A 25,233-nucleotide genomic window follows, 5' to 3' on the forward strand; every position below is an offset into this window, starting at 1 on the left:
TTAATTAAATATCTTTTATGAAAGAGGTGGAACGATGATTTCTCAATTAATATTTGATGGATTGACTTTGGGAATGGTATACGCTTTGGTTGCTGTAGGATACTCGCTTGTCTTTGGCATTTTAAGACTTGTTAACTTTTCTCATGGTTCAGTTTATGCTTTTGGAGCACATATTGCCATGGTCGTTGTAGTGACCATGGGATATGGCTTGATTTGGGGATTGTGTGCCAGCATTATTGTGACAGGTCTTTTAGGAGTAGCAATTGACAAGATCAGTCTAGAACCGTTAAGAAAAAAGAAATCTAAACAAATATCAGCTCTGATTACGACAATTGGTATTTCGTATATTATTCAAAACAGTTTGATGATCATATTTGGGAGCGAAAGCAAGTGGTTTCCCAAGATCTTTGACTTGGGCATAATCAAGATTGGAAGTGTATCTCTAAAATCGACACAAGTTGGTATATTTTTAACATCACTTGCACTTCTTTTGATTTTGTCTTATGTCATCCACTATACCAAAATTGGGCTGGCAATGCGTGCAATTGAACAAAATTCAAAAGCGGCGAGTTTAATGGGGATTGATGTAAATCAAGTTGTATCCTTTACGTTTTTTCTTGGTGGGGCATCAGCGGCTATAGCAGGGACTTTAATCAGTGGCTACTATCAAGTAATTAATCCTCAAATGGGTTTTATTGTCGGTCTAAAAGCATTTTCCGCAGCTGTACTTGGTGGCATTGGTATTTTACACGGTGCCGTTGTAGGCGGCGTGTTAGTGGGTCTTTCGGAAAGTTTTGCGGCAAACTATCTGGGCGGTGGCTATAGAGATGCAATTGCATTTTTAATACTGATCATCGTGTTGATTTTAAAGCCGACAGGACTCTTTGGCAAAAAGCATATTGAAAAGGTGTAGCTATGAAAAAAGAAAATAAGAAAACAAATATAATGGATAATTTCGTAGATCAGATAAATCAAAATAAAAAGTTAAAGTATGCATTGATTTGCCTTTTGCTCTGTGTGGCCATTGCCTTACCTAAAATAGGTTTATCCTCATTCATCATTCGCGTTTTCACAATGATTGCATTATACGCTATTTTGGGATTGAGCTTAAATCTGATAACGGGTTATACAGGTCAGGTATCCATTGGTCATGCAGGCTTCTGTGCAATTGGAGGCTACACGTCAGCGCTATTAAACGTTCATTTTGGCATGACATTCATTTTCAGTGCGATATGTGCCATGATTGTTGCAGGCATTTTGGGCCTGCTGATTGGGGCACCAACACTGAGACTCTCAGGCACATACCTGACCATTGCAACGCTGGGTTTTGGTGAAATCGTGCGGATGATGGCCTTAAACTGGGATTGGTTGACTGGAGGCGCATTGGGCGTTTCAGGGATCACCAGACCTGTAATCTTTGGATTTGAACTGACAACTTTCAATGGAGGTTTATACTATCTGGTCCTAGTTTTATTGCTGCTCGTCAGCCTAGCCATCTATATGATCATTCGTTCAAAGATGGGTCGTGCCTTTATGGCGATTCGAGATGATGAACTTGCAGCAACTTTAATGGGCATCAACACAACACGTTACAAGATCACCAGTTTTGTTATTTCGGCAATGTTAACTGGGCTTGGTGGTGCATTTTATGTGCATATGGTTAGGTTTATTGATCCAAATACCTTCAACTTTGATATTTCCATTCTCATCATAAGTATTGTCATCTTGGGGGGCATGGGAACCATGAAAGGCATTTACTTGGGCGCTGCGCTTTTGATCTCATTTCCTGAATGTTTGAGATTCGCCAGCGAATATCGCTTTATAATCTATGGGTTGATCCTTGTATTGATGATGCGATTTAAACCAGAGGGTATTTTAGGCGGTCAAAGTAAAAAACCATATAAAATGCCAAGTGGAATTGAAGGTGATTATCAATGAAGACAAAGAATAAATTGCTTTTAGAAGTGCAAAATTTATCGATAAGTTTTGGCGGTTTAAAAGCTGTGGATGAAGTGACATTTAAGGTGCATGAAGGTGAAATTGTAAGTATTATCGGGCCTAATGGCGCTGGAAAGACAACTATTTTTAATCTGCTGACGGGCATCTATAAATCGGATAGCGGCAAGGTTGTTTTTGATGGCGAAGAAATTCAAAATAGAACGCCTCAGGAAATTGTTAAAGCAGGCATTGCAAGGACATTTCAAAATATACGCCTCTTTAAAGAAATGCGTGTGATTGAAAATGTTTTAACGGGCATGCACATCAATACCGATTATAATTTTGTGGATTTACTCTTTAGAACTAAAAAGTTTAGGACGATTGAAAAGGAAAAGACGCTGAAGGCGATAGAGATTTTAGATTCTATTGGACTTGCTGATAAAATAAGTGACTATCCATCGAATTTGCCCTATGGTGACCAGAGACGTCTTGAAATTGCAAGGGCAATTGCCACAGATGCCAAAATCATCATTTTAGATGAGCCAGCGGCAGGGATGAATCCTCAAGAGTCCGAAGAACTTTTACAATTTATCAAGACACTTGTCCAAAAAGGGTACACGATTCTTTTAATAGAACATGATATGAGTGTGGTTATGAATGTCTCAGATCGTATTTATGTGATTGACCATGGTAGGAAAGTCGCTGAAGGTTTACCGGAAGAGATTGCCAATAACAAATTGGTAATTGAAGCGTATCTCGGTAAGGAGGTAGAAGATTGTGCTTAAAATGCAAAATATTCATACGTATTACGATAACATCCATGCTCTAAAAGGCATTAATCTAAACATCAATAAGGGTGAAATTGTAACACTTATTGGCAGCAATGGCGCGGGTAAAACCACGACGCTTGGTACCATTACAGGTCTTTTAAAGCCTAAAGAGGGCAAGATTCTATACAATGATGAAGATATAACTTGTGTTCAACCAGGGCACATTGTTAAAAAGGGCATCAGTTTATCTCCAGAAGGCAGAGAAGTGTTCCCGCAATTAACTGTTTTCGACAATTTGAAACTTGGAGCTTATACGCGCTCTGACAAGAAAGAGATCGATCAAAGCTATGAAATGGTCTATGAATTGTTCCCGAGATTATTTGAAAGAAAGACACAGATTGCTAAGACTTTAAGTGGTGGTGAACAGCAAATGCTTGCCATTGGCAGAGCTTTGATGTCCAAACCTGAAATTTTGCTCTTAGATGAACCTTCTCTTGGATTATCGCCCAACTTGGTCCTATTGATCTTTGAATTGATTAAGGATATCAATAAACTGGGCATGACCATTTTACTTGTTGAACAAAATGCAAAGATGGCTTTAAAAGTGGCAGATCGAGGTTATGTTTTAGAAACCGGAAAGATTATCATAGAGGGCAATGCAAAGGAACTGTTAAACGATGATCGTGTCAAACAAGCCTATCTTGGAAATTTATAGGAGTGATTATGAAAAAACTAATTAACAACCCAGATCATGTGGTTACAGAAATGCTCAGAGGGATTGAAAAAGCACATCCTGAATTGACTTATCACGAAGGATTCGAAGTCATCTCTAGAAAAGATAAGAAAACAAACAAAGTGGGCTTGGTTTCTGGCGGAGGTTCAGGGCATGAACCGGCTCATGCAGGCTATGTTGGCTACGGTATGCTCGATGCAGCTGTCTCAGGAAACGTATTTGCATCTCCAAGTCCAGACAGAATTGTGAAGGGCATAGAAACAGCGAATTCAGGTGCAGGCGTTCTATTAATTATCAAAAATTACTCTGGCGATATTATGAATTTTGAAATGTCTAAAGATATTGCAGAGATGCAAGGCATAGAAGTGGATTATGTCGTTGTAAAAGACGATGTGGCTGTGGAAGATAGCACGTATTCAGCTGGCAGAAGAGGCATTGCAGGCACTGTCTTTGTTCATAAAATTGCAGGTGCAAAAGCTGAAATGGGCGGCAGTTTAAGTGAAGTCAAAGCAGCTGCAGAGAAGACGATTCAAAATGTGCGTTCAATGGGTATGGCGATGGCACCATGTATTTTACCAGGTGTGGGGAAACCCGGATTTACACTGGGAGAAGATGAAGTTGAAATCGGTATGGGGATACATGGCGAGCCAGGTGTGTTTCATACCAATGTCAAGTCCGCAAAAGCATTTGCAGAGATACTGGTTGAAAAAATACTGGCAGATTACGATTACTCGGATTCGGAAGTGGCAGTAATGATCAATGGCTTGGGCTCAACACCATTGATGGAGCTCTATATCATGTACAATGAAGTGGAAAGTCTTTTAAAGGAAAAAAATATTAAAGTCTATAGATCATTCGTGGGCAATTATATGACGGCACTTGAAATGTCAGGTTGTTCAGTGAGCTTGTTGAAACTGGATGATGAATTGAAAACACTTCTGGACTATGAAGCCAATACGCCGGGATTAAAAGTGAGGTCATTATGAATAGCAACAATATAGTGGACATGTTTTTAGAAATTGCTGAAAAAATAGAATCTGAAAAGGATTATATCACAGAACTTGATTCCGTTCTTGGCGACGGCGACCACTGGGTCAATATCAATAAGGGCTATCAAGAAATTGTTAAAATGGAAGACACCCTAAGGGGGCTACCGCTCAGTGAATTGTTTATGAAAGTTGGCATGAGCATTATGAGTGTGGTCGGCGGGTCATCAGGTGTTTTATATGGCGATGCTTTTTTAAAAGCTTCCATGACCTTAAAAGGACAAGAAGCCATGGACTTACAAAAAGGACATGAATTTTTAGAGACGGCGCTGGATGCCATGATGAGCAGAGGCAAGGCAAGTCCAGGGGACAAAACCATGATCGATCCACTGTTCAGTGTGGTAAAAGCATATGGTGATGGACTTGAAAAAGCACTTACGAAGCAGGAACTGGGTGCCGCGATATCAAGGGCTGCTGAACAAGGGATGCTGGACACCAAAGCAATGATTGCAAAAAAGGGTCGAGCAACTTATAGAGAAGATAAGGGCGTTGGATATATCGATGCAGGTGCAGCGACCATGTATTATCAACTGGACATCTTGGGAAAACATATTTGTAAGTAATATCTATAAACGTTTTAAGTGAACGTACCCAATGAACAGCCAAAGGCACTGTGCCAAATAAATCTGTTAAATTTTAAGATTTGATTCAGCGTATTAAAGCATTTGTTTTATAGATTTTTCAATTTAAAATCTAAATAATATAAATCAATGGAGAGAAGAGATGAAAGAGATCAAAAACACTGCAAAACATACGGATAATGAGGTTGTCAATGGCTTAAGAAGTGCTATTGAACATAGAGCAACATGGATGGCTTTGATGATGGATGAAGCTAAAAAAGCGGGATTTGATTCAGAAAAATTCACAAGAGATGCTATTTTTAAAACAGGTGGATTTCACGGTGAAGATATAAAAGCGCGTCAAGTTGGAGAAGGCATTGTAAACTTTGAAAAGACTTTTCTACCAGAAAACACAAAGAAGATCTTCGAGATGGAAGTGAAAACTTGCAATGAAGAAAAGCTTGAAGTAGAATTTAATTATTGCCCACTGGTTGCTGCGTGGAAAAAGCAAGGCTTTTCAAATGAAGAGATTGAGCTCATGTGTGATTGTGCAATGGATGGCGATAGAGGTATCGCAAAAGCAAATGGATATGAGTTTAAATTAGGTAAAACCATTGCTGCTGGAGATGATATTTGCGAAGTTAATTTTTATAAAAAATAGAGCGTTAGTGTGTCAAAAGTTGAGCAGTCATCTATCTTATGATGTCGTTTATGGGTAGTTAGCGATACAGCATATGATGGGGACGTCATGCGAAACGGACGTTTGACACTCTAATCATAGGCTTAAAAGCAATTAAGGTGTCATCAGAAGGTGGCACCTATTGCTGATTGTGGAGGCTTTAAAAGCGTACATATAAATCATTCGGGTTGGGGGAGATAAAATGGATCTAAAGCTCATAGGACATACGGTGTCTAACATATGTGAAGCAATTGCAAACGTTTTAGATGTGGATGTTATTGTGGTGGATCAAGATTTGACGATTATAGGCAACACTTATAAATACATGTTTGAAAATGAAATTGATGTGACGAGTAATTCAATCATAGCAACCAGCATTCTAGAGCGGAAGAATAAAATTGTTATGGACATCAATGAGTTTGAGAAATGTCGCATATGTAAAAATAATGCAATCTGTAAAATCAGAGGGGTTATCTCCATACCACTTATCCACGAAGACAATTTATTCGGTGCAATTGGCTTGATGCTTGAAAGTTATGAAAAACAAGAAAAATTCTCTGAAAATTTACAAGGCATTACGACTTTCTTGGAAAACATGTCTGAATTACTCATCAGTAAACTGATCAGTGTCGATCAGGTGAATCGCATTGAGGTGATCAATCATAAAATTGAGCACATTATCACGAATGTCAAAGATGGCATCATCTATTTGGACAAGGATGATCGTATTTCTTACTATAATAATGTGTTTAAAGCCTATTTTAATATTCAAGAAGATATCAAAAATCGGAATATTGACGAAGTGATTAATCATACGATTATTAAAAATTACTTGTTTAGCAAGAAAAACTTATCGGATGAAGTCTTTGTTTTGCAAAATAGTCAGGTGAATTTTAAGGGGCTTATCAGTTGCGTCAATACGAATTTGAATTCGGAGTATTTGGGCAGTGTGATTACATTTAGAAAGATTGAAGAAACTTTCCGAGTGATGAATGAGATGCTAAACAATAAGTCAAGCATTAAAATGAGTCACCTCATATGCAAGGATGAGACGACCTATCGTGCTGTGGAAAAAGCCAAAAAGGTGGCTATTTATGATGAGCATGTTTTAATAACAGGAGAAGAAGGCACGGGTAAAAAGACGTTGGCCTACAGCATTCACAATTTTTCAGATCGAAAATCCAATTATGTGATTACGATTGATTGCAAGTATCTGCCGAGAACGTATTTCTTGTCTGAACTCTTCGGCATCGGCGAGAGTATGATCAATCCAGGGATGATGCAACTGGCGGACAAGGGGACGATTGTCTTTAACGAAATTACGCTGTTGCCGCTGAACATCCAAATGGATTTACTGAATTACATTATTTCTGGAGAGATTGAACTTGAAACGGGGATTGTCATTAAAGATATCGACGTTAGAATTATTGGAACAACTCAGTATGATATCCAAGATAAAATCAAACAGGGTTATTTTAATGAAGAACTCTACTATAGGCTAAATATGCATGCCATACATTTACCGCCATTGAGAGAGAGAAGCTATGAAGATTTTAAAGGCTTCATCTTCAAGTTCTTAGATATTTATGCAAAAATATTTTCGAAGTCGAGTTTTACCATTGAAAGTGAAGCTATACGAGTGCTTCGAGCGGAGATTTGGCAAGATAATTTGACGGGTCTTGAAAAGTTTTTAGAACAGCTCGTCTGTAATTGTAATGAAAGTTTGATTACACGGTATATGATTGAAGATGAGCTGGATAGAATTCATGAAGTGGATCGGTCCAAGAAATGCATCTTAACATTTGATGAATATGAAAAGGATTTTATTGAAAAAGCGCTACATCAATATAGAGGTGTCAAAAACCAGATTGACATTGTGGCAGATAAACTGGGGATAGGTCGGGCGACGCTCTATCGAAAAATCAATAAGTATAATATTGTACCATAGCATAGGATGTTACTATACACTGAAACAGCCCTCATTCGCTCTAAACGAGAGAACAAGGGCTGTTTCTCTTTCTCGGTTAAGTCTGGAACAATACATATATGCCTCTAGGGCGCTGGAAGTTATGGATAAAAACTTGAATACTTGGATAAACCATGACTTTTGTCATGATTTAATCCGTAGATTCATGACAAAGGTCTCGTGTGTAAAATCTGGTTAGAGTTTATAATGGATTTATAGTGAATGGATCAATAGAACTATTGAATAGGATAAACTGTTGAATCGGATAATAGGAAAGGTTAGGAGGATCACTATGAAAATGAAAACAACGCTTCATAGAAAATACGTGAAGGGATTTATATTACTCTTGTTATTATCTTTGACACTTACAGGGTGTCTTGGAGAGTCAGATTATAAGGCTTATCATGAGGCGGCCCTCAAAACAGCTGGAATTCAAAGAGGAGGTCAATCTCTGAGCGTTAGTATGGATCAGGCATTGTTCGCAGAAGCCTTAAGTAATCACGCATTAAATGGTCTAGAGCATGTTCAGTTTGATTTATCTGGTCAATTTGATTATGAAAAAAACTTAGCACTGTATGATATCTACTATTACTATAATGGTCTTGGAAGCGATATCCAATACATTAGAAAATCAGAGTCAGAACAGTACATTAAAATGCCTCTCTTTAAAGACTACTTAAAACTCGATACTCAAGCCAATGTAGATGAAGGTATGGACAAAACTGCTCCTGTAAATGGCAATACAGATGTCATTAAAAATATCATCTCTGAAATTCATACTGAGTGGCATGCCATGATTCAAAAGGAAAATATTTTCGTAGGTGAAAAAACGACGATTAAGAATGAAGATGGCAATGTGAAAGCGACAAAGTTTACGATTAAACCCACAACTGAACAATTAGCACTCATGGAGAATCATATAAAAACCAGTCTTTTAGCACACTCGGATGAGCTTGTAAACGTGTTTAATTCATATTTATTGCAGGAAACACCTATGGCAGGCACATCGATGGATCGTGAAGCAAGCACCAATAACTCTGGAGAAATGATGAAGATGGATTCAGATAGCGTCAGAAAACTCATCGAAAACTCAATGTCCAATATGAATATTACACATTACGAAGAGATGGCCTATGTGGATTTAGATGGCTATATAATAGAAGAAAGCACTGCTATTGGGATTGAATATACGCAAACGGATCAATTTACCCCACTGTTTAGATCTCAGGAAATTGTCATCAATTCTAAAAACTGGGGTATAGAACAAACACAAAAATTTGATTTTCCAGAGATTGACGCGAGCAATAGCAAGTCATTGGAGGGGTTTGATTTTAGTGGTGGCATGAAGCAATAGTTTAAAAGCTATAATTTTTAAGCAATAGTTTCTAAACAATAGTGTTTAAACGATAGTTTCGCGTAAGCAATATAACTATGAAAAAGGAGAGACTCATATGATGCTAGAAGTAAAAACACTCAAAAAAAAATATGGTGAATTCACCGCTGTGGATGGCATATCACTTCATATAAACAAAGGGGAAGTTGTAGGGCTTTTAGGACCCAATGGTGCAGGTAAGTCCACAACGATCTCCATGATCGCCACACTCTTTAAACCGAATTCAGGCGAAATCTTATTTGAGGGGGAGAATATCGTCAAGAATCCTAAAGTGATTCAACCCTTTATCGGCTATGTGCCTCAAGAGATTGCACTTTATGAAACGCTTTCAGGGTATGAAAATCTTAAATATTTTGGTGCACTATACGGCCTTAGCGGCAAGGCAATTAAAGAGCAAATTCAAAGAATTTCTAAAATTATCGGGATAGAAGATCGGCTTAAAGATCGGGTAAGCACTTATTCTGGAGGAATGAAAAGGAGAATCAACATAGGCGTGGGACTTCTTCACAATCCAAAGCTCGTCATTATGGATGAACCCACAGTGGGCATAGATCCTCAGTCTAGAAATCACATACTCGAAACGGTCAACAAATTAAAGTCAGAAGGCATTAGCGTGCTCTACACCAGCCACTATATGGAGGAAGTTGAGGCGATCTGCGAGCGCATCTACATCATGGATCATGGCAAGATCATAGCAGACGGAACTCAGGAAGCACTGCTTGAACAGTCTAAAATACAAAGCGGCATGAAACTTAAATTTGAGAAGCCTGTGGCACAGATTGTAGATCAGATTAAGGCAATGGCTTGGGTAACTCAGGTTCAAATTTTGGATGAATATGAAATGATTATACGTTCAAGTGGCAATGGCAGTAGTCATAAAGATATTCTCAATGCGCTTATGGCCATGAATTCAGGACTCATATCATTTGATATTCAAAAACCGGACCTTGAACAGGTATTTTTACACATGACGGGTAGAGGGCTCAGAGATTAGGAGGAGAAAATGATATTAAAAATGCTCAAAAAAGACATAGCAGTCCTCTTTTCTGAACGCAAAAGTCTAATAATCTTTATTATAATGCCTATTGTTTTAACCACGATTTTGAGTTTTTCACTTAAGGGCACTTTTCAAGAGACGGGCAAGTTTAATGCGTTTAAAGTAGCCATTGTCAAAGCCTATGATTCAGAAGAAGATCTCTCTTATTTCAGAACAAAGCTATCTGCATATGTGGATTTCGATAAAGTAATGGCAGATCAAAATAATATGGACTTTGAAAAAGTATTTTTTCAGGACTTTTTAGAAAATGAGGATGTCAAATCTATTATGACTAGTGTAGTGATGACAGACGAAGAAGCTCAAAAGGCACTTTTAAATGATGAAATTGTGGCTATTTTTTACTTGCCGAAGGGCTTTATTTATAACCAACTCATCAATTTTACAATGCCCTATCGCAATGAAATTCAGATTAGAATGATTTCCAGCTCTGAACATCAATATGCATCTCAAATAGCAGAATCTGTCATGATGAGTTATTTTGATCTCATGAATGAAAAAGTGATTCAAAAAAATGTTTTTATAGAGGTTGGCGCATCTTATTTGGATACTCAAGACCTTTTTGCTCATCTTGGAGAGATACTGGATAATCGTGTGGAAAATCCTAATTCGGGCAAAATGCAAGCGACAGCTGGCATGCAGATTCAACATGAAACCATAAGCGGTGAAAAGGCAATCGACAGCTTTACTTACTACAGTATCGCTATGATGTCAATGTTCATACTCTATGCCTCTGGTTATGTGGGCAGAGCGCTTTTGAGAGAAAAGAAAATGCAAACCTTGAGTAGAGCCGCAGTAGCTGGTGTAACCAAGGTTAAAGTACTCGTCAGCAAATTCTTGATGACTCTGATTTTATGTATGGTTCAGATGTCGTTGCTCTTGATCTATGCCAAAATCGTTTTAAAAGTAGACTGGGAAAGACCTTTAATGATGGCAATCGGTATTTTATTCAGTGCAATTGCAGTGAGTGGCTTAGGTATTTTCATAAGTGCCATTACATTGACACGGGATTCTTATAAAGTTGCCAATATATTTGAGACTGTATTGATTCATATATTTGCACTATTTGGCGGCAGTTATGTGCCGCTGGAAGTATTGCCGAGCATCGTTTCTAGAGTGAAGTTCATCGCTCTAAACAGTGCGGTACTAGATTTGTTCTTGGGTATTTATAAGGGGGTTGAAATATCTAATCTCCTGCCGCAGATTGGCATGTTAACCTTTATAAGCATCCTATTTTCATCACTTGCAATTTGGATTGTCAGCAAGAGGGAGGCGCAAGATTATGCTTAGACTTAAATTGAGACTTTTAAAAGACAATACTTCGCTGTATGTGATCATGATTTTGATGAGCCTCTTGCTTACGGCAGTCTTTGGAAACGCTTTTAACGGCGACTATAAGGGGACAATATTTATAGAAGATACGACAAACAGTGTTGAAAATTCAGATTTGATTCATACCTTAGAGCAGGAAGGCAGTTTCGACATCAAGTTGGTTTCCCATGAAGAAGGACTGAAAAAAGTCTCTGGAAGAGAGGGGTTGATGTTCATACAACTGAGTGATGAAATCAAGATCTTTGAGCTGAAACCCACTGTGGAACGCTATCAAATTGAAAAGCTGCTAAATGATGCTGTGTCATCGCGCAATACTTTAGAAGAATATTCGGAAAAGGTTTATCAGATTATTTCAGAGAACTCTGAAATTGCAGTGGATAAAGCGTCTCTGGTTCAAATGGTAAAAGTGAAAGTTAAAGTTTCTGAGAAAAATGATAAAGTGTTTACACTGGATCATCAGATCTTCAAAGCGGATCTGCTTTCAAATTTTGACGCCAAAATTCACTATATGGTGGGCATGACTTTGTTCTTTGTAACTTATTCATTGCTCTTTACAGTGGGCGACTATTTAGAGGACAGACGATTGCACACGTTGGATCGGATGATGGTGTCGCCGATATCCAGATTTCAGATTTTAACGGCAAATGTGATCCCTGCATTTTTGATTGGCGCTTTTCAGATTGTGGTGATGATCTTATGCGGTCAATATTTATTTGGCATCCAGTGGGGCACACAAGTGGGATTAATTCTCATCATAGGCATTATGTATATTTTTACGATGACTGCATTGAGTTTCTTCATTGTGAGTCTTGTGAAAAACATGTCTCAACTTGGAGCGATATCCCCCATTATATTGACAGGCATGGGGATGCTTGGCGGATGCATGTGGCCTCTGGAGATTATAAGTTCCAAAATGCTTCTTACCTTGGCGAACTTGACACCACATCGATGGGCAATTCATGGCATTGAAACGCTTATGATCACAGGACGTGCTTCTGAACAAACGGTTATAGCTGTAGGCATCCTGTTTTTGATGGGCTGCGTTTATATGGTTTTAGCTGAACGCATGCTTGCCTATAAAATAAGTGATTAGACACGCTTAGATAACCGTATAAATAGAATAACAAGGTTATTTAGGAGGTGTGGTTTATGTTTGAATCTATTGAAATCAAATCAAAAGAGAAAATTGAAATGATTGATATTATGGATAGTATAAAAGAAGCCGTCACAAAGAGTGGTGTTAGACATGGCATTATTGTCGTATACGTGCCACATTCCACAGCGGGGATCACTGTCAATAAAAATTACGACCCTGTAGTTGAAGAAGATATCATGAATAGAATGAATGAGCTGATTCCAAAGGATGGTCATTATCAACACATAGAAGGCAATTCAGCGGCACATATTAAGGCCTCTATATTTGGCAGTTCCGTCACTTTGATCATCAGCAATGGGCATATTGAGCTTGGTATGTTCCAGTCGGTATTCTTCTGTGAGTTCGATGGCCCGCGTAAACGCAAGTATTTCATAAAAATTATGAAAGATGAACACTAAATTATGAACATTGAACCCCCAATATAAAAATATATAATCAAAATTGACCAGCCACAGGCTGGTTTTTTTATGTGTGCTTTTAGCTAAAAGGACGTCGCTTCACAAAAGCATTTAGGAGGCCATTTTATTTATATCTTGCTGGAGTAAGCTGTTTAGATCGTTGACAAAGCGATTCTTCCTGCAATGGTAACAACAATTGTGCGTTGAATTCTAAGTAGGGGTTAGGTATAATTGAGAAAAGCCAATGGATGACCGTGAAGAGATAAAGGAAGTTAGTCAAATATGAAAAAAGTGGATCAAATTTATGAGTATATGAAACAACATCATAATGAAGGCGTCACAGCATCTAAAATTGCTGAAGTGCTTGAACTCGATCGCACAAATGCCAGTCGTTATCTCAACTTGCTTTGCCAAGAGGGCAAGTTGACGAAACTTTCGGGACGACCTGTGAAGTATGTGTTGGTTGGCATGCAGCTTAATCAAGCGAGTGATGAGCGACAAGATGATAAAATACGTGAGTCCAAGAGCAAATCACCTCGCAGATTAGAATCGCCCACTGTAGAGACGTCTAAGTTAAAATCAGAGCACAGTCTTTTGGGGCGAAAGTTTTCTCTGGATATGCTCATTGGCGCAAGTAAGAGTTTAAATGTCCCGATTCAACAGGCAAAGGCGGCGATTTTATATCCTCCAAGAGGGTTGCATACACTGATTTTAGGGGAAACAGGCGTCGGTAAATCCATGTTTGCAGAACTCATGTATCAGTTTGCAAAGGAAGCACAGATGCTCAGTCCGGATGCGCCTTTTGTACGATTCAACTGTGCGGACTATGGTGAAAATCCGCAACTGCTCATGGCTCAAATCTTTGGCGTGAAAAAGGGCGCGTACACAGGTGCTGAGAAGGATCGCGATGGTCTTTTAAAGAAAGCAGATCATGGAATTCTTTTTTTAGATGAGGTCCATAGACTTTCCAACCAAGGTCAAGAAATGCTGTTTACCTTCATCGATAAGGGGCAGTTCAGTAGATTAGGGGATAGTGAAGAAAGGCAAACAGCGGATGTTCAAATTATAGCGGCAACCACCGAAGAACCTGAATCTGCATTGCTTAAAACATTTACGAGACGCATCCCAATGACGATTAAATTACCACCTCTCAAAGAACGTGGGCTTAAAGATCGTTATAAGCTCATAGAAAATTTTATCAAAGAGGAGTCCAAACGGCTTTCCAAGAGTATTTATATTAACAGAAATGCACTTGAATCCATGTTGCTCTATGAGTGCCCAAGCAATATAGGGCAACTTAAAAGCGATATTCAATTGGCATGTGCAAAAGCTTTTCTCAACTTTAAGTCTCAACGTAAAAATTATATTTTAATAGAGCAATCGGATTTGCCGCAACAAGTTAAAAAAGGGTCTATGAAAATTAAAGAACATCGACAAAAACTTGAAAAATTGCTCAAGCATCAAGAAGATATCTATAAATTTTATTATGATGAAGAAGAGACCTACCTCAATGAGGGTGCGCTTAGAGAACCGCACTTTTATGAAAGTATTGAAAACCGTCTTGAAGCGCTCAGAGCAGAGGGCAAAACAGAAGAAGAGATCACTCAAATTATGAGTCTCGATATTGAATTGCACTTTCAAAAATATATCGTAGAAATTCCAGAGCAATATAAAAAAGAAGAAATCGGCAAGGTTGTTGACAGTGAAATTGTGGATATCACAGGAGAAATTTTGACTTATGCACAGGAACGACTTGACAAAATCTATGATGAAAAAATCTATTTTGGTTTAGCACTTCATCTACAGGGCAGCATAGAGAGGATTAGAAGCCATCAATCAATTTATCACCCTAAGCTCAATGTGATTCGAGTCAATTATCCAGATGAGTTTGTGGTGGCAATGGAAGTTGCCAAAAGAATTGATCAGGCTTTTGAAATCGAAACCCCACTGGATGAGATTGGCTATCTCGCCATGTTTTTATCATCTAATCCCTATACGATGGAAGGTGAGCCAGAAGATTTAGTGGGGATATTGTTGATCATGCACGGCAATTCCACAGCAACGAGTATGGCTCAGGTTGTAAATGATCTTGTGGGTATAGAACATTGCGAAGCGTTGGATATGCCCCTGAGTATGCGGCCAGAAGCAATGTATGAAATGGCAAAAAAAAGAATTGAGAAGATCAACAATGGGCGTGGTGTACTGATTTTAGTGGATATGGGCTCGTTGACGAGTTTTGGAGATATGATCTACGAAGAAAAGGGCATTCTCACCAAAACACTGGATAAAGCCAGCACGCCGATGGTGCTAGATGCCTGCCGAAAAGCCGTTTTGGGAAGGGATCTTATAGAGATTTACAATTCGTGTTTAGATCTGAGTGGAACGGTGGTTAAGGCGCGTGAAAATCCAAAAAAACCTTTGATTATCACAGCATGTTTTACCGGAGAAGGTGCAAGTGAAAAATTGAGGCAGATTATTGAAGAGCATCTTGAACTGGATGATATCTATCAGGTCATCAGCCTCAACTTAATAGATCGACGCGAGTTTGTCAGCATGCTCGATTTCTATAAAGAGGCTTATGACGTGCTTGCTATTGTGGGAACCGTTGAAATAGAAGTGGATGGCATTCCTTATATTTCTGCTGTGGATTTACTCTCAGGTGCAGGGATCGATGTGCTCAAAAAAATTATAGAGCGAGAAGATTTGTTTTATAGAATTGAACAGTCGTTGGGAGCGCACATTAAATCGGTGAACAGTACCAGCCTGTTGAGTCAAGTGAGACATTTTATAGATCGTACAGAAAAAGTTTTGAAGATCAACCTCCATCAAGATGTGAAAGTGGGTATTGCACTACATCTGAGTTTTCTAGTGGATAATTTAATACAGAAAATTGTGATGAATCCCAAGAAAGAACTGAATGACTTCATGGCTCAATATTCTCTTGAAATAGAGCTTGTACGCAATGAATTGAGAGCAATTGAGCAAGCCTATGAGGTTCGATTTTCCACAAGCGATCAAACTTATATTTTAAAGATGTTTTTAGCAAATAACGAGTGAAAGGGAGTGCCTCACCCCAATATCGGCCCGCTCCACTATATACCCAAAGGGCTAGAGTCCTCGGCAGGTACCGCGGATAGCTTTTTAGATGTGTATTGGGGTTTTGTGTTTGGTGGAGTCTTGGATATGAAATAGATGTATATAATGAAACGGGAGAGTAATTTGTTGCGGGATGAGGGCAGGATGGAAGGACTTTGATTACGAGGGTCAGCAATTTGAAGATTTTTTTACAAATATTATGATTAAAGGTAACTCTAATTTTTCACCAGTAAAGTCTTATGGAAATATTGGAGATAGACAAAAGGATGGATTTGATAAATATAAAGGTATTTCCACACCAATTCATCAAAAAATATTAGAATTAAGAAAACAGTTTTCCAATGTTGAATTTGCAATTTTTCCTTCAAATAAACTTGAAGATAAGTTCCTTATTTTGATCAGAAAATTGAACTCTGTCCTGTAATTATGCAGATTATGAGTGTCAAAATTGGAAATCCAATTTTGAATCTTTAGAGAAAAATGGTAAAGATAATTTGACCGATAATCCGTCCTAAAATGCTATGATATATATAGGCCTTTTTAGGGCGGTTTTCAATGTATGGATGATGTCTCATAAATAGATATTTAGAAAAGGCCTTTGTTAAAGTATTGCTTAAAACTTAAAAAGTATGTCAACAATGAAATCTTTTTGGTTTCATTGTTGAAGTCACAATGATATAAAATTAACATGAGTTTTCTTGGAATGCATTAAAATCAATACATTCCTTTAGAACCCTAATTGGCATCAATTTTGCAACTATTAAAGATAACTAATGTGAAAGGGGGAATTCAATAGCTCAATTATTGAGTAATATTGCACAATTTATGGTAAAGGTAATAAGTGACGCAATTTACGACTTAGTTATAATAATTTGATTTATGATTAAGTATAATTTTAATCCCGCTGGAATTTCAAGTATGCTATTGAAAAAGTTTGCTAATGCGGGCACTTAACGATGGAGTATACAAAATATAAGGAGAGGTTTATTATGGGTAAAATGTTTAATAAAAAATTCTTGGTTCTATTCCTAGCTCTTGTAATGATGTCAGTTACTGCTTGTGGTCAAGAAACAACAGAAAAAGAAAATGAGGCACCAGCAGCTGCAGACAATACAAATAATCAGGCAGCAGCAAGCACTGCATCTGAGGCGGATGATTGGCCAAGCCAACCAATAAATATTATGGTACCTGCTTCAGCAGGCGGTGGAACAGACATTTTTTCTAGAACTTTAGGGGAGTTTATTACAGAAGAAACGGGTGCTCCAGTGGTTATAACAAATCAATCAGGATTAGCAGGATATGAAATGGTTCGTACACAAGATCCAAATGGTTACAATTATGCAATGGCGATTACAGGTCTATTAATCTCCAAAGCACAAGGCGATTTGGACTATGGTCATGAGGCATATGATCCAGTTGGAATGATCAGTGCAGAAACTTCAACAGGAATTATCGTTCGTGCGGACTCTCCTTACCAAACAGTAGAGGATCTTTTTAATGCAATTAAAGCGGATCCTCAATCTGTAGTAGGTGGTATTTCAATGACAGGTTATCCATACCTTTACATGCTTGCGATTGAAGATGCCCTTGATATAGATCTATACTGCGTAGATGCAGGTAACTCCGCAGAACGTAACACAGCATTATTAGGCGAACAAGTAGACTATATTATCTCAAATGCAGCTGTTACAAAACCTTATCTTGAGTCAGGCGATTTTAAATATCTAGGAATTGCAGCGAAGGAGAGAAATGCTTTCATTCCGGATGTGCCAACATTTACTGAATTAGGCTATGATTTAGTATTCCCGGGCCAAGCTATTTATTTAGTGGCACCTAAAGGCACTGACCCAGAAGTTATTGAAAAATTCAATGGCGTATTAGATAAAATATTAGCAAGAGAAGATTTTATAGAAAAAATGACCAGTATGAGCTTCGGTGTGGTGAAAGGTATATCTGTTCAGGAAACATTAGACGAACTTAACGATGCGGCAGCGACTTTTGAAAAATATACAAAGTAAACATTTTAATTGAACGAAAATAAGTCTTAAAGAGGCGTTATAATTCATAAAATATCCTACAAGAGTTGTAATTGTAGGATGTTTTATGGTTACGCGTAATTATTATTTTTGGAGGTCTAATTTATGACAAAAAAAATCGATGTATTTATCAGTTTAATCATCCGCGGTTTTTATACGTATAGTGACATAGTGCTTGGTTTTATTATAGTAGCAGTGTCAGCGGGATTATATATGAATACAAGTCATTTAAAGGTATCAGCTCAGTCAATTACCCCGATGGATAGTGCACAGTTCGTACCCAAACTAACATTTGGTATACTGATTTTTTTAGGCATTATAATATTACTTCAAGGTGTTAAAAAGATTAAAGAAAATAAAAAAGCTTTACCAGAAGGAGAACAGTTAATTGCTGCTATTATTGGTTTTAAACGTGCAACAATTGCTTTGACTAGTATTGCTTTATTTATACTCCTAATGACTCGAATTAGTTTTATAATTGCAGCAATTTTATATTTGATGTTTAATATGTACTTTATGGTGGAACGTAGAGGCTGGAAACATAAAACGTATTTTATTACTGCAGTGATTGTTTCAATATCATTATATTATCTGTTTAATCGGTTCATTTATGTCAAACTGCCACTTGGTTTCTTGAAAGGGGTGATCGGATAATGACAGCACTTATTGGCGGTGCAATGGCACTAATAACGGTAAAAAATGTTCTTTTAATGTTTGTGGGCGTAATTGTTGGCATTCTTTTCGGGGCTATACCAGGTTTGAGTTCTACCATGGCAATTGCGCTTTTTCTACCAGTTACATTTGGGCTTAGTACTTATGAATCCTTTGCACTTTTAGTTGCCTTATATATAGGCGGTGTATCAGGAGGCTTGGTATCTGCGATATTGATCAATATCCCAGGTTCGGCTATGTCTATTGCAACAACGTATGATGGGCATCCAATGGCTAAAAATGGCCAAGCTCATAAAGCATTGGGCGTTGGAGTTGTATTTTCATTTTTAGGGACACTTTTTGGTTTAGCAGTCATGATATTTGCAGCGCCTGCTCTTGCGCGTTTTGCAATTACATTGCAGCCTTATGAATACTTTGCGTTATCTTTTATGGCATTGTCTTTAATAGCAAGTGTCAGTGGTCAAAATATTTTTAAGGGCCTAATGGCAGGTTTCATGGGAATTGCTTTTTCTACAATTGGTATGGCGCCTATTGATGGTGTTGTTCGATTTACATTTGGCAATATACAATTGATGAATGGATTCACCTTATTACCTGCAGTAATCGGTATGTTTGCCGTTACAGAAATTCTTTTAACAGTGGTTAAACCAGTTTCTGCGGATAAAGTTGTACAACAGGAACGTGAACATATAAAAGGCTTTGGTTTTTCTTTCAAAGAATTGATAGGTCAAACAAAAAATTTAATTTTAGCATCATCAATAGGAACAATTGTTGGATTTTTACCTGGTATGGGGGGATCGCTTGCAAATCAGGTGGCTTATGTTGCCGTACAAAAAACTTCAAAGTATCCTGAAAAATTTGGAACAGGTATTATTGATGGTGTCGTTGCTTCTGAATCTTCAAATAATGCATCCATTGGTGGGGCAATGATTCCACTCTTAGCGCTAGGTATTCCAGGTGATGGACCAACAGCTATGTTGCTTGGTGCATTTATGATTCATGGATTGGTTGCAGGACCAATGTTATTTAAGACAAGTGGTGAGTTAGTATATCTGATTTTTGCTGCCTTAATTATATGTAGTTTTATTATGGTTGTTGTTGAATTTTATGGGATCAAAATTATTGTAAAAGCACTTAATATTCCCCGTGAAATATTATATCCAGTCGTTATTACAGTTTGTGCTGTTGGTGCATATGCGGCAAATAGCAATATGTTTGACTTATGGACTCTTTTAGTCTTTGGTATATTAGGCTTTATGATGTCAAAATTTAAATTACCGCGTGCTTGTTTTGTATTGGGTTTTGTATTAGGATCTTTAGTAGAGACAAATTTAAGACGTGCTATTCAATTGAGTAGAGGATCCATCATGCCGTTCTTTACTAGACCGCTTACTGTGGTGTTATTGGCTGTGACTTTTATCATAATTATTAGAACTGTTTGGGTTCAAATTATACTGCCAATGAAAAATAGTAAAAAAGCAAAGGGGGAATATGCATAATGGAAAAAAAAGACGTAAACAAAGTTAAAGATATTTCTGCGCGTGCCCTTAGAATGATGAATAATCCATGGACGATACAGCATGAGCCATTTGAAGTTATCGATGATGTTTACTTTGTAGGCACATCTTGGGTTTCCTCTTTTTTAATAGATACGGATGAGGGTCTTATTTTAATTGATTGTGCAATGCAAGAGACCTTATATTTATTAATAGACTCAATCCATAGACTTGGATTTGATCCGAGAAATATCAGTAAATTGCTATTGACGCATGGGCACTTTGATCATTGTGGTGCAGTACGTGCGATTCAAGAAATGAGCGGGTGTGAAGTTTGGATAGGTAAAGATGATGCTTACTTTTTTACTGAAAGAAGAGATTTGATCGTATTTGAAGATCATGTCCCTGAATTCAGAATTGACCATTATTATGATTATTCTAAACCGATTAAAATGGGCGAAATAAGCATTATGCCTGTTCATTGTCCAGGGCATACTGAGGGAACAACGAGTTTATTTTTTGATATTGAGAAGGATGATAGCGTGTTAACTTGCGGGATACATGGTGGTCTTGGCTCTTATGTGATGAGAAAAGAAAATTTATTGAAGAGTAACATGCCACTTTCGCTCCAAACGACTTATTTAGAAAGTATCGATGCAATTGTCGATAAAAAGGTAGATGTGGTTTTACCTTCGCATGTTGGTCACCTTGTGGATCATGATTTTTTAGGCATTGCCAAAAGTGGTGACAAACGTAAATTTATTGATTCTAGTGTATGGTTAAGAATGCTATTGTCTAAAAAACAAGAAATGCTAGACATCATTGAAAAAGAGAGAGAAGCATAGATTTCGCTCAGAGATATCAGAAAGATTGAAAAGAGATTAACGACTATATGTGCTTATAGTCGTTTTTTGTTGGATAAATATATGATATCATCTGATTATAAGATGTGAAATTGAGTTTGAAGTAGTCGATTTTTAAGATGGGGGATGTTTTAAATGGATAATGAAATTATTATTATTTCTACAACTGCTGCGGTGACACGGAAAGTTAAAGAAGTTATAGAATCCAGGGAAATGGATTTCCCTATCATTGAAGCTACAATGGAAAATGCTTTAGAAATATCCAATAGGGAAATTTCAAGAGGTACTAAAGTCATTATATGTAGAGGTGGTACAGCTACATATTTAAGAGAGAGAGTTGATGTCCCTGTTATAGATATCCGGCATGGGTTTATTGATATTTACTATTCTGTAAAACAAGCAAAACAGATATCAGAACATATTGGCGTTGTTGGATATAGTAACTTATGTGATGCAGCCTCAGATTATGTTGACATAATGGGAGATGATATACCAATATCGATTGTCGATACAGATGATGAAATCGAAAAGAGGCTTATAGAGCAAAAAGAAAAAGGCATCGAAGTTTTTATTGGTGGATTTCAACTCTTTGAAGCAGCAAAAAGAAATGGTGTGACTCATATTATGGGAGAGGCTGATCCAGTAGCAATCAATAAATCCATTGATGAAGCGCTTCATTATTTAAAAATTGAACATGAGCGAAGAGAAAAATTTGAAACGATTAATGCCATACTAAATTGTACTTCAGATGGTATTATTGCAATAGAAAATAGTGGGAAAATACTGCATATTAATGAGATTGCCAAAAAAATATTTGCCTATAATAATGCAAAACATATTAATGAGATAATCCCTAATTCTAAACTTTTAGATTCAGCGATGCATGGCGTAGAACATTTTAATGATTTTATAAAATTCGGCAGTGATGCAATTGTTGTCAGCAGTGTGCCCATTAAAATTGAAGATAAAACGATTGGCGCTGTAGCAACCATTCAAGAAGAAATTAAAATCCAGTCGATTGACCGGGAAATTCGGAAAAAGCAACTTGGAGATGGATATGTTGCTAAAAAAACATTTAAAGATATTGTCGGATCATCACAAGAGATAAATCAAGCAATACGCCAAGCTTCTAGGTATGCTAAATCAGAAAGCACTGTTTTGATTTATGGTGAGACTGGAACGGGAAAAGAAATATTTGCCCAAAGTATACACAACTATTCAAGAAGAAGCAATCAACCCTTTGTTGCAATAAATTGTGCGGCATTACCGGAAGCTGTACTAGAGAGTGAATTATTTGGTTATGTAAAAGGGGCGTTTACAGGTGCTAGCAAAGAAGGCAAGGTCGGTATTTTTGAACTCGCTCATAATGGCACAGTTTTTTTAGACGAAATAGGAGAAATTTCGACAAATGTTCAAGTTAAGCTTTTAAGAGTTATTCAAGAAAAAGAAGTATCAAGAATTGGAGATGACAAAGTTACTCCCATTGATGTTAGAATATTGGCAGCAACGAATAAAAATCTCATTGAGGAGATTCATAAAAAAAGATTTCGTGAAGATCTCTATTTTAGATTGTGCGTCTTAGAATTGGAACTGCCTCCGTTAAGAGATCGAAAAGAAGATATTAAAGAACTGATGATGCATTTTATTGATAAAAAAACAATAAAGAGAATCAAGTTTCCAAAGAAAACGATAGAACTGTTTGAGTCATATGATTGGCCTGGCAATATACGGCAACTGTCTAATGTGATTGAGCGTTTGATCGTTATTAGCGAGGATGGTGTTATTTCTGAAAAATCAGCTGCAGATGCTCTGAAAGACATTAAACTTAGAAAACCTGAAGAAGACAAGTTTGACGCACCAGTAACAGATATGGAGTTAAAACTTATTCGGCTTATAGAGAATATGCTGAATAGGGACAGCGTCGATAAATGCAGCCATAGAGAAAATTATAATGGTAAAGTAGAGGATGAAACTGAGGAACCAAAAATATTTTCTGATTTTGAAGAGGGCCTTGATATGGATAAGTATTTAGAAAAAGGTGAGGCTGAAATTATAAAAGCTGCAATAGAAAAATGCAGTGGCAATCGTGAGCGGGTAGCAGCGTATTTAGGCATTAGCAAGGCGACTTTATGGAGAAAAATGAAAAAGTTTGATCTTCTGTAGTTAAACAATGCTTTAATAGAATAGAGTTTCAATATTGAAATAATTTTACGGAAATGAAATGTCAAAAATCTCAAATTCGAAATATGTTGTTGAAATATTCACGAAAAAGAAAAAAAAAACCTAGAAATAGTGTAAAAAACCTATTTTTTAAATTGGCACGCTAATTGCAACATATAAAAGACAATGATATGTTGAAAGGAGTGAACAATTTGAAAATCGCTTTAGTTGGTATATTTCCAAGTGGTACTTATGAAATGTTTGATGAAATGATACCAAAAGATTTATTTGAAATTGAGATCATTGATACTCAAGAAAAATACGAAGCATTGACGGATGCTGAAATTATGGTTTTAAGATTGTTTAAAATCACAAAAGAAGATATTGAAAGAAATCCGAATTTGAAATTTATTCAAAAATGGGGTGCTGGCTACGATACTGTTGATATAGAAGCAGCAGGTAAACAAGGCGTTTATGTAGCAAACTCGCCAGGTGCAAATGCTTATGCAGTATCTGAGATTGCAATTTTACAAATGTTAGCGGTTTATAGAAATCTTATCATTCAGGATGAAGCAATGAGAAAAGGGATTTGGACAAAAATAAACTATCTAGACCGTTCTTTTTGTATTCTGAATAAGGTTGTAGGTTTAGTTGGATGTGGCCATATTGGAAAAGAAGTTGCTAGAAGAGTACAGGCATTTGGTGCTTCAGTCCAGTATTACGATATGTTTCGTATGAGTGAAGAGGAAGAAAAAAGTCTTGGCATGCGTTATGTTGAAATGGATGAACTCTTTAAGACATCAGACATTATAAGTCTTCACCTTCCGCTTAATGCAGGAACGAAGCATATTGTAAATCGTGAAAAATTAGCGCTTATGAAACCAACCTCTATTATTGTCAATACATCAAGAGGCGGCATCATTAAAGAAGATGATTTGATTGAAGCACTTGAGAATGAAGTAATTCTAGGTGCTGGATTGGATTGTGTTGAAAATGAACCCATTCAACCAGATAACCCAATTTTAAAGGCTCCAAATGTTACCTTATCGCCACATATTGGGGGTACATCTGCGGATCTGTTGGTACACATGGTCCCTTTAATGGTAGAGAATATAATTGCTTTTGGTAGTGGAGATAAATTTAAATATGTTGTAAATAAACAATTTATTAAAGAATAGTGGAGGCAGGAAATGAGTGTAGGCAATAGAGTGTTTTTAAAAAGAGATTTACCTTCAAAGGAACTTGTTGAGGCATTTAAAGAAATACCAGCTGCAAATATTGAAGATTGCATGAACAGAATTTTCGGATTAAATCCAGAAATCAAATTAATGTCAACTCCTAAGCAAAATATGGTGGGGGTAGCATTGACGGTTAAAACACGTGCAGGTGATAATTTGATGATTCATCAAGCATTGGAAATGGCGGGTGAAGGTGATATTATTATCGTTTCAAATGAAGGCGATAGAAGTAGAGCTTTGATCGGTGAAGTCATGGCACAGTATGCACAATGTACACGAAAAGTTGCTGGACTTGTGTTTGATGGCGCTATTAGAGATATAGATGAGATTTCAAAAATGCCACTATCGATTTATGCTTCTGGGTATACGCCAAGTGGTCCATTCAAAGAAGGCCCAGGCGAAGTAAATGTACCAATTGCGATTGGTGGCGTAATAGTAATGCCGGGTGATATTCTTGTAGGTGATAGCGATGGTGTTATTGTTATTCCTAAAGCAGATGCGGAGACTGTATTAGCAGAAGCAAAAATTGTCTGTAAAAAAGATGCGGAAAAAGTGCAAGCTGCTATCCATGGGACAGCCAATAAAAATTGGGTGAATGAAAAGTTAGTGAAAAAAGAATGTGAGTTTATTGACAAAACTTATTAAAA

At 37.2% G+C, this 25,233-nt stretch carries 21 protein-coding genes; all 21 read left to right on the forward strand.

What is annotated here, in order from left to right:
- Positions 1 to 34: 34 nt before the first annotated feature.
- The 21 genes from ISU02_RS08370 (at position 35) to ISU02_RS08475 (ending at position 25,231) form a co-directional block, all read left to right on the forward strand.
- Positions 35 to 913, forward strand: a complete 879-nt coding sequence (locus ISU02_RS08370) for a branched-chain amino acid ABC transporter permease (RefSeq protein ID WP_194701360.1) — start codon at positions 35 to 37, stop codon at positions 911 to 913.
- A 2-nt stretch (positions 914 to 915) separates the two neighbouring features.
- A complete protein-coding gene (locus tag ISU02_RS08375) occupies positions 916 to 1,938 on the forward strand; it encodes a branched-chain amino acid ABC transporter permease (protein WP_194701361.1) in 1,023 nt (340 codons plus the stop codon).
- Positions 1,935 to 2,723: an ABC transporter ATP-binding protein gene (locus ISU02_RS08380; protein WP_194701362.1), complete on the forward strand. Its 789-nt coding sequence runs from the start codon at positions 1,935 to 1,937 to the stop codon at positions 2,721 to 2,723. The genes ISU02_RS08375 and ISU02_RS08380 overlap by 4 nt, the downstream gene beginning before the upstream one ends.
- Entirely contained in the window at positions 2,716 to 3,423 is a 708-nt protein-coding gene (locus tag ISU02_RS08385) for an ABC transporter ATP-binding protein (RefSeq protein ID WP_194701363.1), read from the forward strand. The genes ISU02_RS08380 and ISU02_RS08385 overlap by 8 nt, the downstream gene beginning before the upstream one ends.
- Positions 3,424 to 3,431: 8 nt before the next feature.
- Complete coding sequence (gene dhaK, locus ISU02_RS08390; RefSeq protein ID WP_194701364.1) at positions 3,432 to 4,427, forward strand: dihydroxyacetone kinase subunit DhaK; 996 nt, start codon at positions 3,432 to 3,434, stop codon at positions 4,425 to 4,427.
- On the forward strand, positions 4,424 to 5,050 hold the full coding sequence (gene dhaL, locus ISU02_RS08395) for a dihydroxyacetone kinase subunit DhaL (protein WP_194701365.1): 627 nt from the start codon (positions 4,424 to 4,426) through the stop codon (positions 5,048 to 5,050). The genes dhaK and dhaL overlap by 4 nt, the downstream gene beginning before the upstream one ends.
- A 160-nt stretch (positions 5,051 to 5,210) precedes the next feature.
- Complete coding sequence (locus tag ISU02_RS08400) at positions 5,211 to 5,708, forward strand: L-2-amino-thiazoline-4-carboxylic acid hydrolase (protein ID WP_194701366.1); 498 nt, start codon at positions 5,211 to 5,213, stop codon at positions 5,706 to 5,708.
- A 220-nt stretch (positions 5,709 to 5,928) separates the two neighbouring features.
- Entirely contained in the window at positions 5,929 to 7,674 is a 1,746-nt protein-coding gene (locus tag ISU02_RS08405) for a sigma 54-interacting transcriptional regulator (protein ID WP_194701367.1), read from the forward strand.
- A gap of 310 nt (positions 7,675 to 7,984) precedes the next feature.
- On the forward strand, positions 7,985 to 9,046 hold the full coding sequence (locus ISU02_RS08410) for a hypothetical protein (protein WP_194701368.1): 1,062 nt from the start codon (positions 7,985 to 7,987) through the stop codon (positions 9,044 to 9,046).
- Positions 9,047 to 9,143: 97 nt separating this feature from the next.
- Positions 9,144 to 10,079 (forward strand): ABC transporter ATP-binding protein, encoded by a 936-nt coding sequence (locus ISU02_RS08415; RefSeq protein ID WP_228727756.1) that lies wholly within the window; start codon positions 9,144 to 9,146, stop codon positions 10,077 to 10,079.
- A 9-nt stretch (positions 10,080 to 10,088) separates the two neighbouring features.
- Complete coding sequence (locus ISU02_RS08420; protein ID WP_194701369.1) at positions 10,089 to 11,429, forward strand: ABC transporter permease; 1,341 nt, start codon at positions 10,089 to 10,091, stop codon at positions 11,427 to 11,429.
- Positions 11,422 to 12,564: an ABC transporter permease gene (locus tag ISU02_RS08425; protein WP_194701370.1), complete on the forward strand. Its 1,143-nt coding sequence runs from the start codon at positions 11,422 to 11,424 to the stop codon at positions 12,562 to 12,564. Before ISU02_RS08420 ends, ISU02_RS08425 begins: the two co-directional genes overlap by 8 nt.
- 56 nt (positions 12,565 to 12,620) lie before the next feature.
- The gene (locus ISU02_RS08430) at positions 12,621 to 13,025 is read left to right on the forward strand and encodes a secondary thiamine-phosphate synthase enzyme YjbQ (protein WP_194701371.1); all 405 of its coding nucleotides are present in this window, start codon (positions 12,621 to 12,623) and stop codon (positions 13,023 to 13,025) included.
- Between the two features lie 282 nt (positions 13,026 to 13,307).
- Entirely contained in the window at positions 13,308 to 16,082 is a 2,775-nt protein-coding gene (locus tag ISU02_RS08435) for a sigma 54-interacting transcriptional regulator (RefSeq protein WP_194701372.1), read from the forward strand.
- 1,028 nt (positions 16,083 to 17,110) lie between these two features.
- Complete coding sequence (locus ISU02_RS08445) at positions 17,111 to 18,139, forward strand: tripartite tricarboxylate transporter substrate binding protein (protein WP_194701374.1); 1,029 nt, start codon at positions 17,111 to 17,113, stop codon at positions 18,137 to 18,139.
- Positions 18,140 to 18,262: 123 nt separating this feature from the next.
- Complete coding sequence (locus tag ISU02_RS08450) at positions 18,263 to 18,811, forward strand: tripartite tricarboxylate transporter TctB family protein (protein ID WP_194701375.1); 549 nt, start codon at positions 18,263 to 18,265, stop codon at positions 18,809 to 18,811.
- A complete protein-coding gene (locus ISU02_RS08455; protein WP_194701376.1) occupies positions 18,811 to 20,328 on the forward strand; it encodes a tripartite tricarboxylate transporter permease in 1,518 nt (505 codons plus the stop codon). Before ISU02_RS08450 ends, ISU02_RS08455 begins: the two co-directional genes overlap by 1 nt.
- The gene (locus ISU02_RS08460) at positions 20,328 to 21,170 is read left to right on the forward strand and encodes an MBL fold metallo-hydrolase (protein WP_194701377.1); all 843 of its coding nucleotides are present in this window, start codon (positions 20,328 to 20,330) and stop codon (positions 21,168 to 21,170) included. The genes ISU02_RS08455 and ISU02_RS08460 overlap by 1 nt, the downstream gene beginning before the upstream one ends.
- A 153-nt stretch (positions 21,171 to 21,323) precedes the next feature.
- Positions 21,324 to 23,351, forward strand: a complete 2,028-nt coding sequence (locus ISU02_RS08465; protein WP_194701378.1) for a sigma 54-interacting transcriptional regulator — start codon at positions 21,324 to 21,326, stop codon at positions 23,349 to 23,351.
- 209 nt (positions 23,352 to 23,560) lie between these two features.
- The gene (locus ISU02_RS08470) at positions 23,561 to 24,526 is read left to right on the forward strand and encodes a 2-hydroxyacid dehydrogenase (RefSeq protein WP_194701379.1); all 966 of its coding nucleotides are present in this window, start codon (positions 23,561 to 23,563) and stop codon (positions 24,524 to 24,526) included.
- A gap of 12 nt (positions 24,527 to 24,538) precedes the next feature.
- Entirely contained in the window at positions 24,539 to 25,231 is a 693-nt protein-coding gene (locus ISU02_RS08475) for an RraA family protein (protein WP_194701380.1), read from the forward strand.
- Positions 25,232 to 25,233 lie beyond the last annotated feature (2 nt).

The sequence above is a fragment of the Fusibacter ferrireducens genome (genome assembly GCF_015352425.1).
GTDB lineage: Bacteria > Bacillota > Clostridia > Peptostreptococcales > Acidaminobacteraceae > Fusibacter_A > Fusibacter_A ferrireducens.

What these genes read in the sequence shown, in the direction of transcription:
- ISU02_RS08370 (WP_194701360.1), top strand. Translation starts at nt 35, where the DNA reads ATGATTTCTCAATTAATATTTGATGGATTGACTTTGGGAATGGTATAC.
- ISU02_RS08375 (WP_194701361.1), top strand. Translation starts at nt 916, where the DNA reads ATGAAAAAAGAAAATAAGAAAACAAATATAATGGATAATTTCGTAGAT.
- ISU02_RS08380 (WP_194701362.1), top strand. Translation starts at nt 1,935, where the DNA reads ATGAAGACAAAGAATAAATTGCTTTTAGAAGTGCAAAATTTATCGATA.
- dhaK (WP_194701364.1), top strand. Translation starts at nt 3,432, where the DNA reads ATGAAAAAACTAATTAACAACCCAGATCATGTGGTTACAGAAATGCTC.
- dhaL (WP_194701365.1), top strand. Translation starts at nt 4,424, where the DNA reads ATGAATAGCAACAATATAGTGGACATGTTTTTAGAAATTGCTGAAAAA.
- ISU02_RS08400 (WP_194701366.1), top strand. Translation starts at nt 5,211, where the DNA reads ATGAAAGAGATCAAAAACACTGCAAAACATACGGATAATGAGGTTGTC.
- ISU02_RS08405 (WP_194701367.1), top strand. Translation starts at nt 5,929, where the DNA reads ATGGATCTAAAGCTCATAGGACATACGGTGTCTAACATATGTGAAGCA.
- ISU02_RS08410 (WP_194701368.1), top strand. Translation starts at nt 7,985, where the DNA reads ATGAAAATGAAAACAACGCTTCATAGAAAATACGTGAAGGGATTTATA.
- ISU02_RS08415 (WP_228727756.1), top strand. Translation starts at nt 9,144, where the DNA reads ATGATGCTAGAAGTAAAAACACTCAAAAAAAAATATGGTGAATTCACC.
- ISU02_RS08420 (WP_194701369.1), top strand. Translation starts at nt 10,089, where the DNA reads ATGATATTAAAAATGCTCAAAAAAGACATAGCAGTCCTCTTTTCTGAA.
- ISU02_RS08425 (WP_194701370.1), top strand. Translation starts at nt 11,422, where the DNA reads ATGCTTAGACTTAAATTGAGACTTTTAAAAGACAATACTTCGCTGTAT.
- ISU02_RS08430 (WP_194701371.1), top strand. Translation starts at nt 12,621, where the DNA reads ATGTTTGAATCTATTGAAATCAAATCAAAAGAGAAAATTGAAATGATT.
- ISU02_RS08435 (WP_194701372.1), top strand. Translation starts at nt 13,308, where the DNA reads ATGAAAAAAGTGGATCAAATTTATGAGTATATGAAACAACATCATAAT.
- ISU02_RS08445 (WP_194701374.1), top strand. Translation starts at nt 17,111, where the DNA reads ATGGGTAAAATGTTTAATAAAAAATTCTTGGTTCTATTCCTAGCTCTT.
- ISU02_RS08450 (WP_194701375.1), top strand. Translation starts at nt 18,263, where the DNA reads ATGACAAAAAAAATCGATGTATTTATCAGTTTAATCATCCGCGGTTTT.
- ISU02_RS08455 (WP_194701376.1), top strand. Translation starts at nt 18,811, where the DNA reads ATGACAGCACTTATTGGCGGTGCAATGGCACTAATAACGGTAAAAAAT.
- ISU02_RS08460 (WP_194701377.1), top strand. Translation starts at nt 20,328, where the DNA reads ATGGAAAAAAAAGACGTAAACAAAGTTAAAGATATTTCTGCGCGTGCC.
- ISU02_RS08465 (WP_194701378.1), top strand. Translation starts at nt 21,324, where the DNA reads ATGGATAATGAAATTATTATTATTTCTACAACTGCTGCGGTGACACGG.
- ISU02_RS08475 (WP_194701380.1), top strand. Translation starts at nt 24,539, where the DNA reads ATGAGTGTAGGCAATAGAGTGTTTTTAAAAAGAGATTTACCTTCAAAG.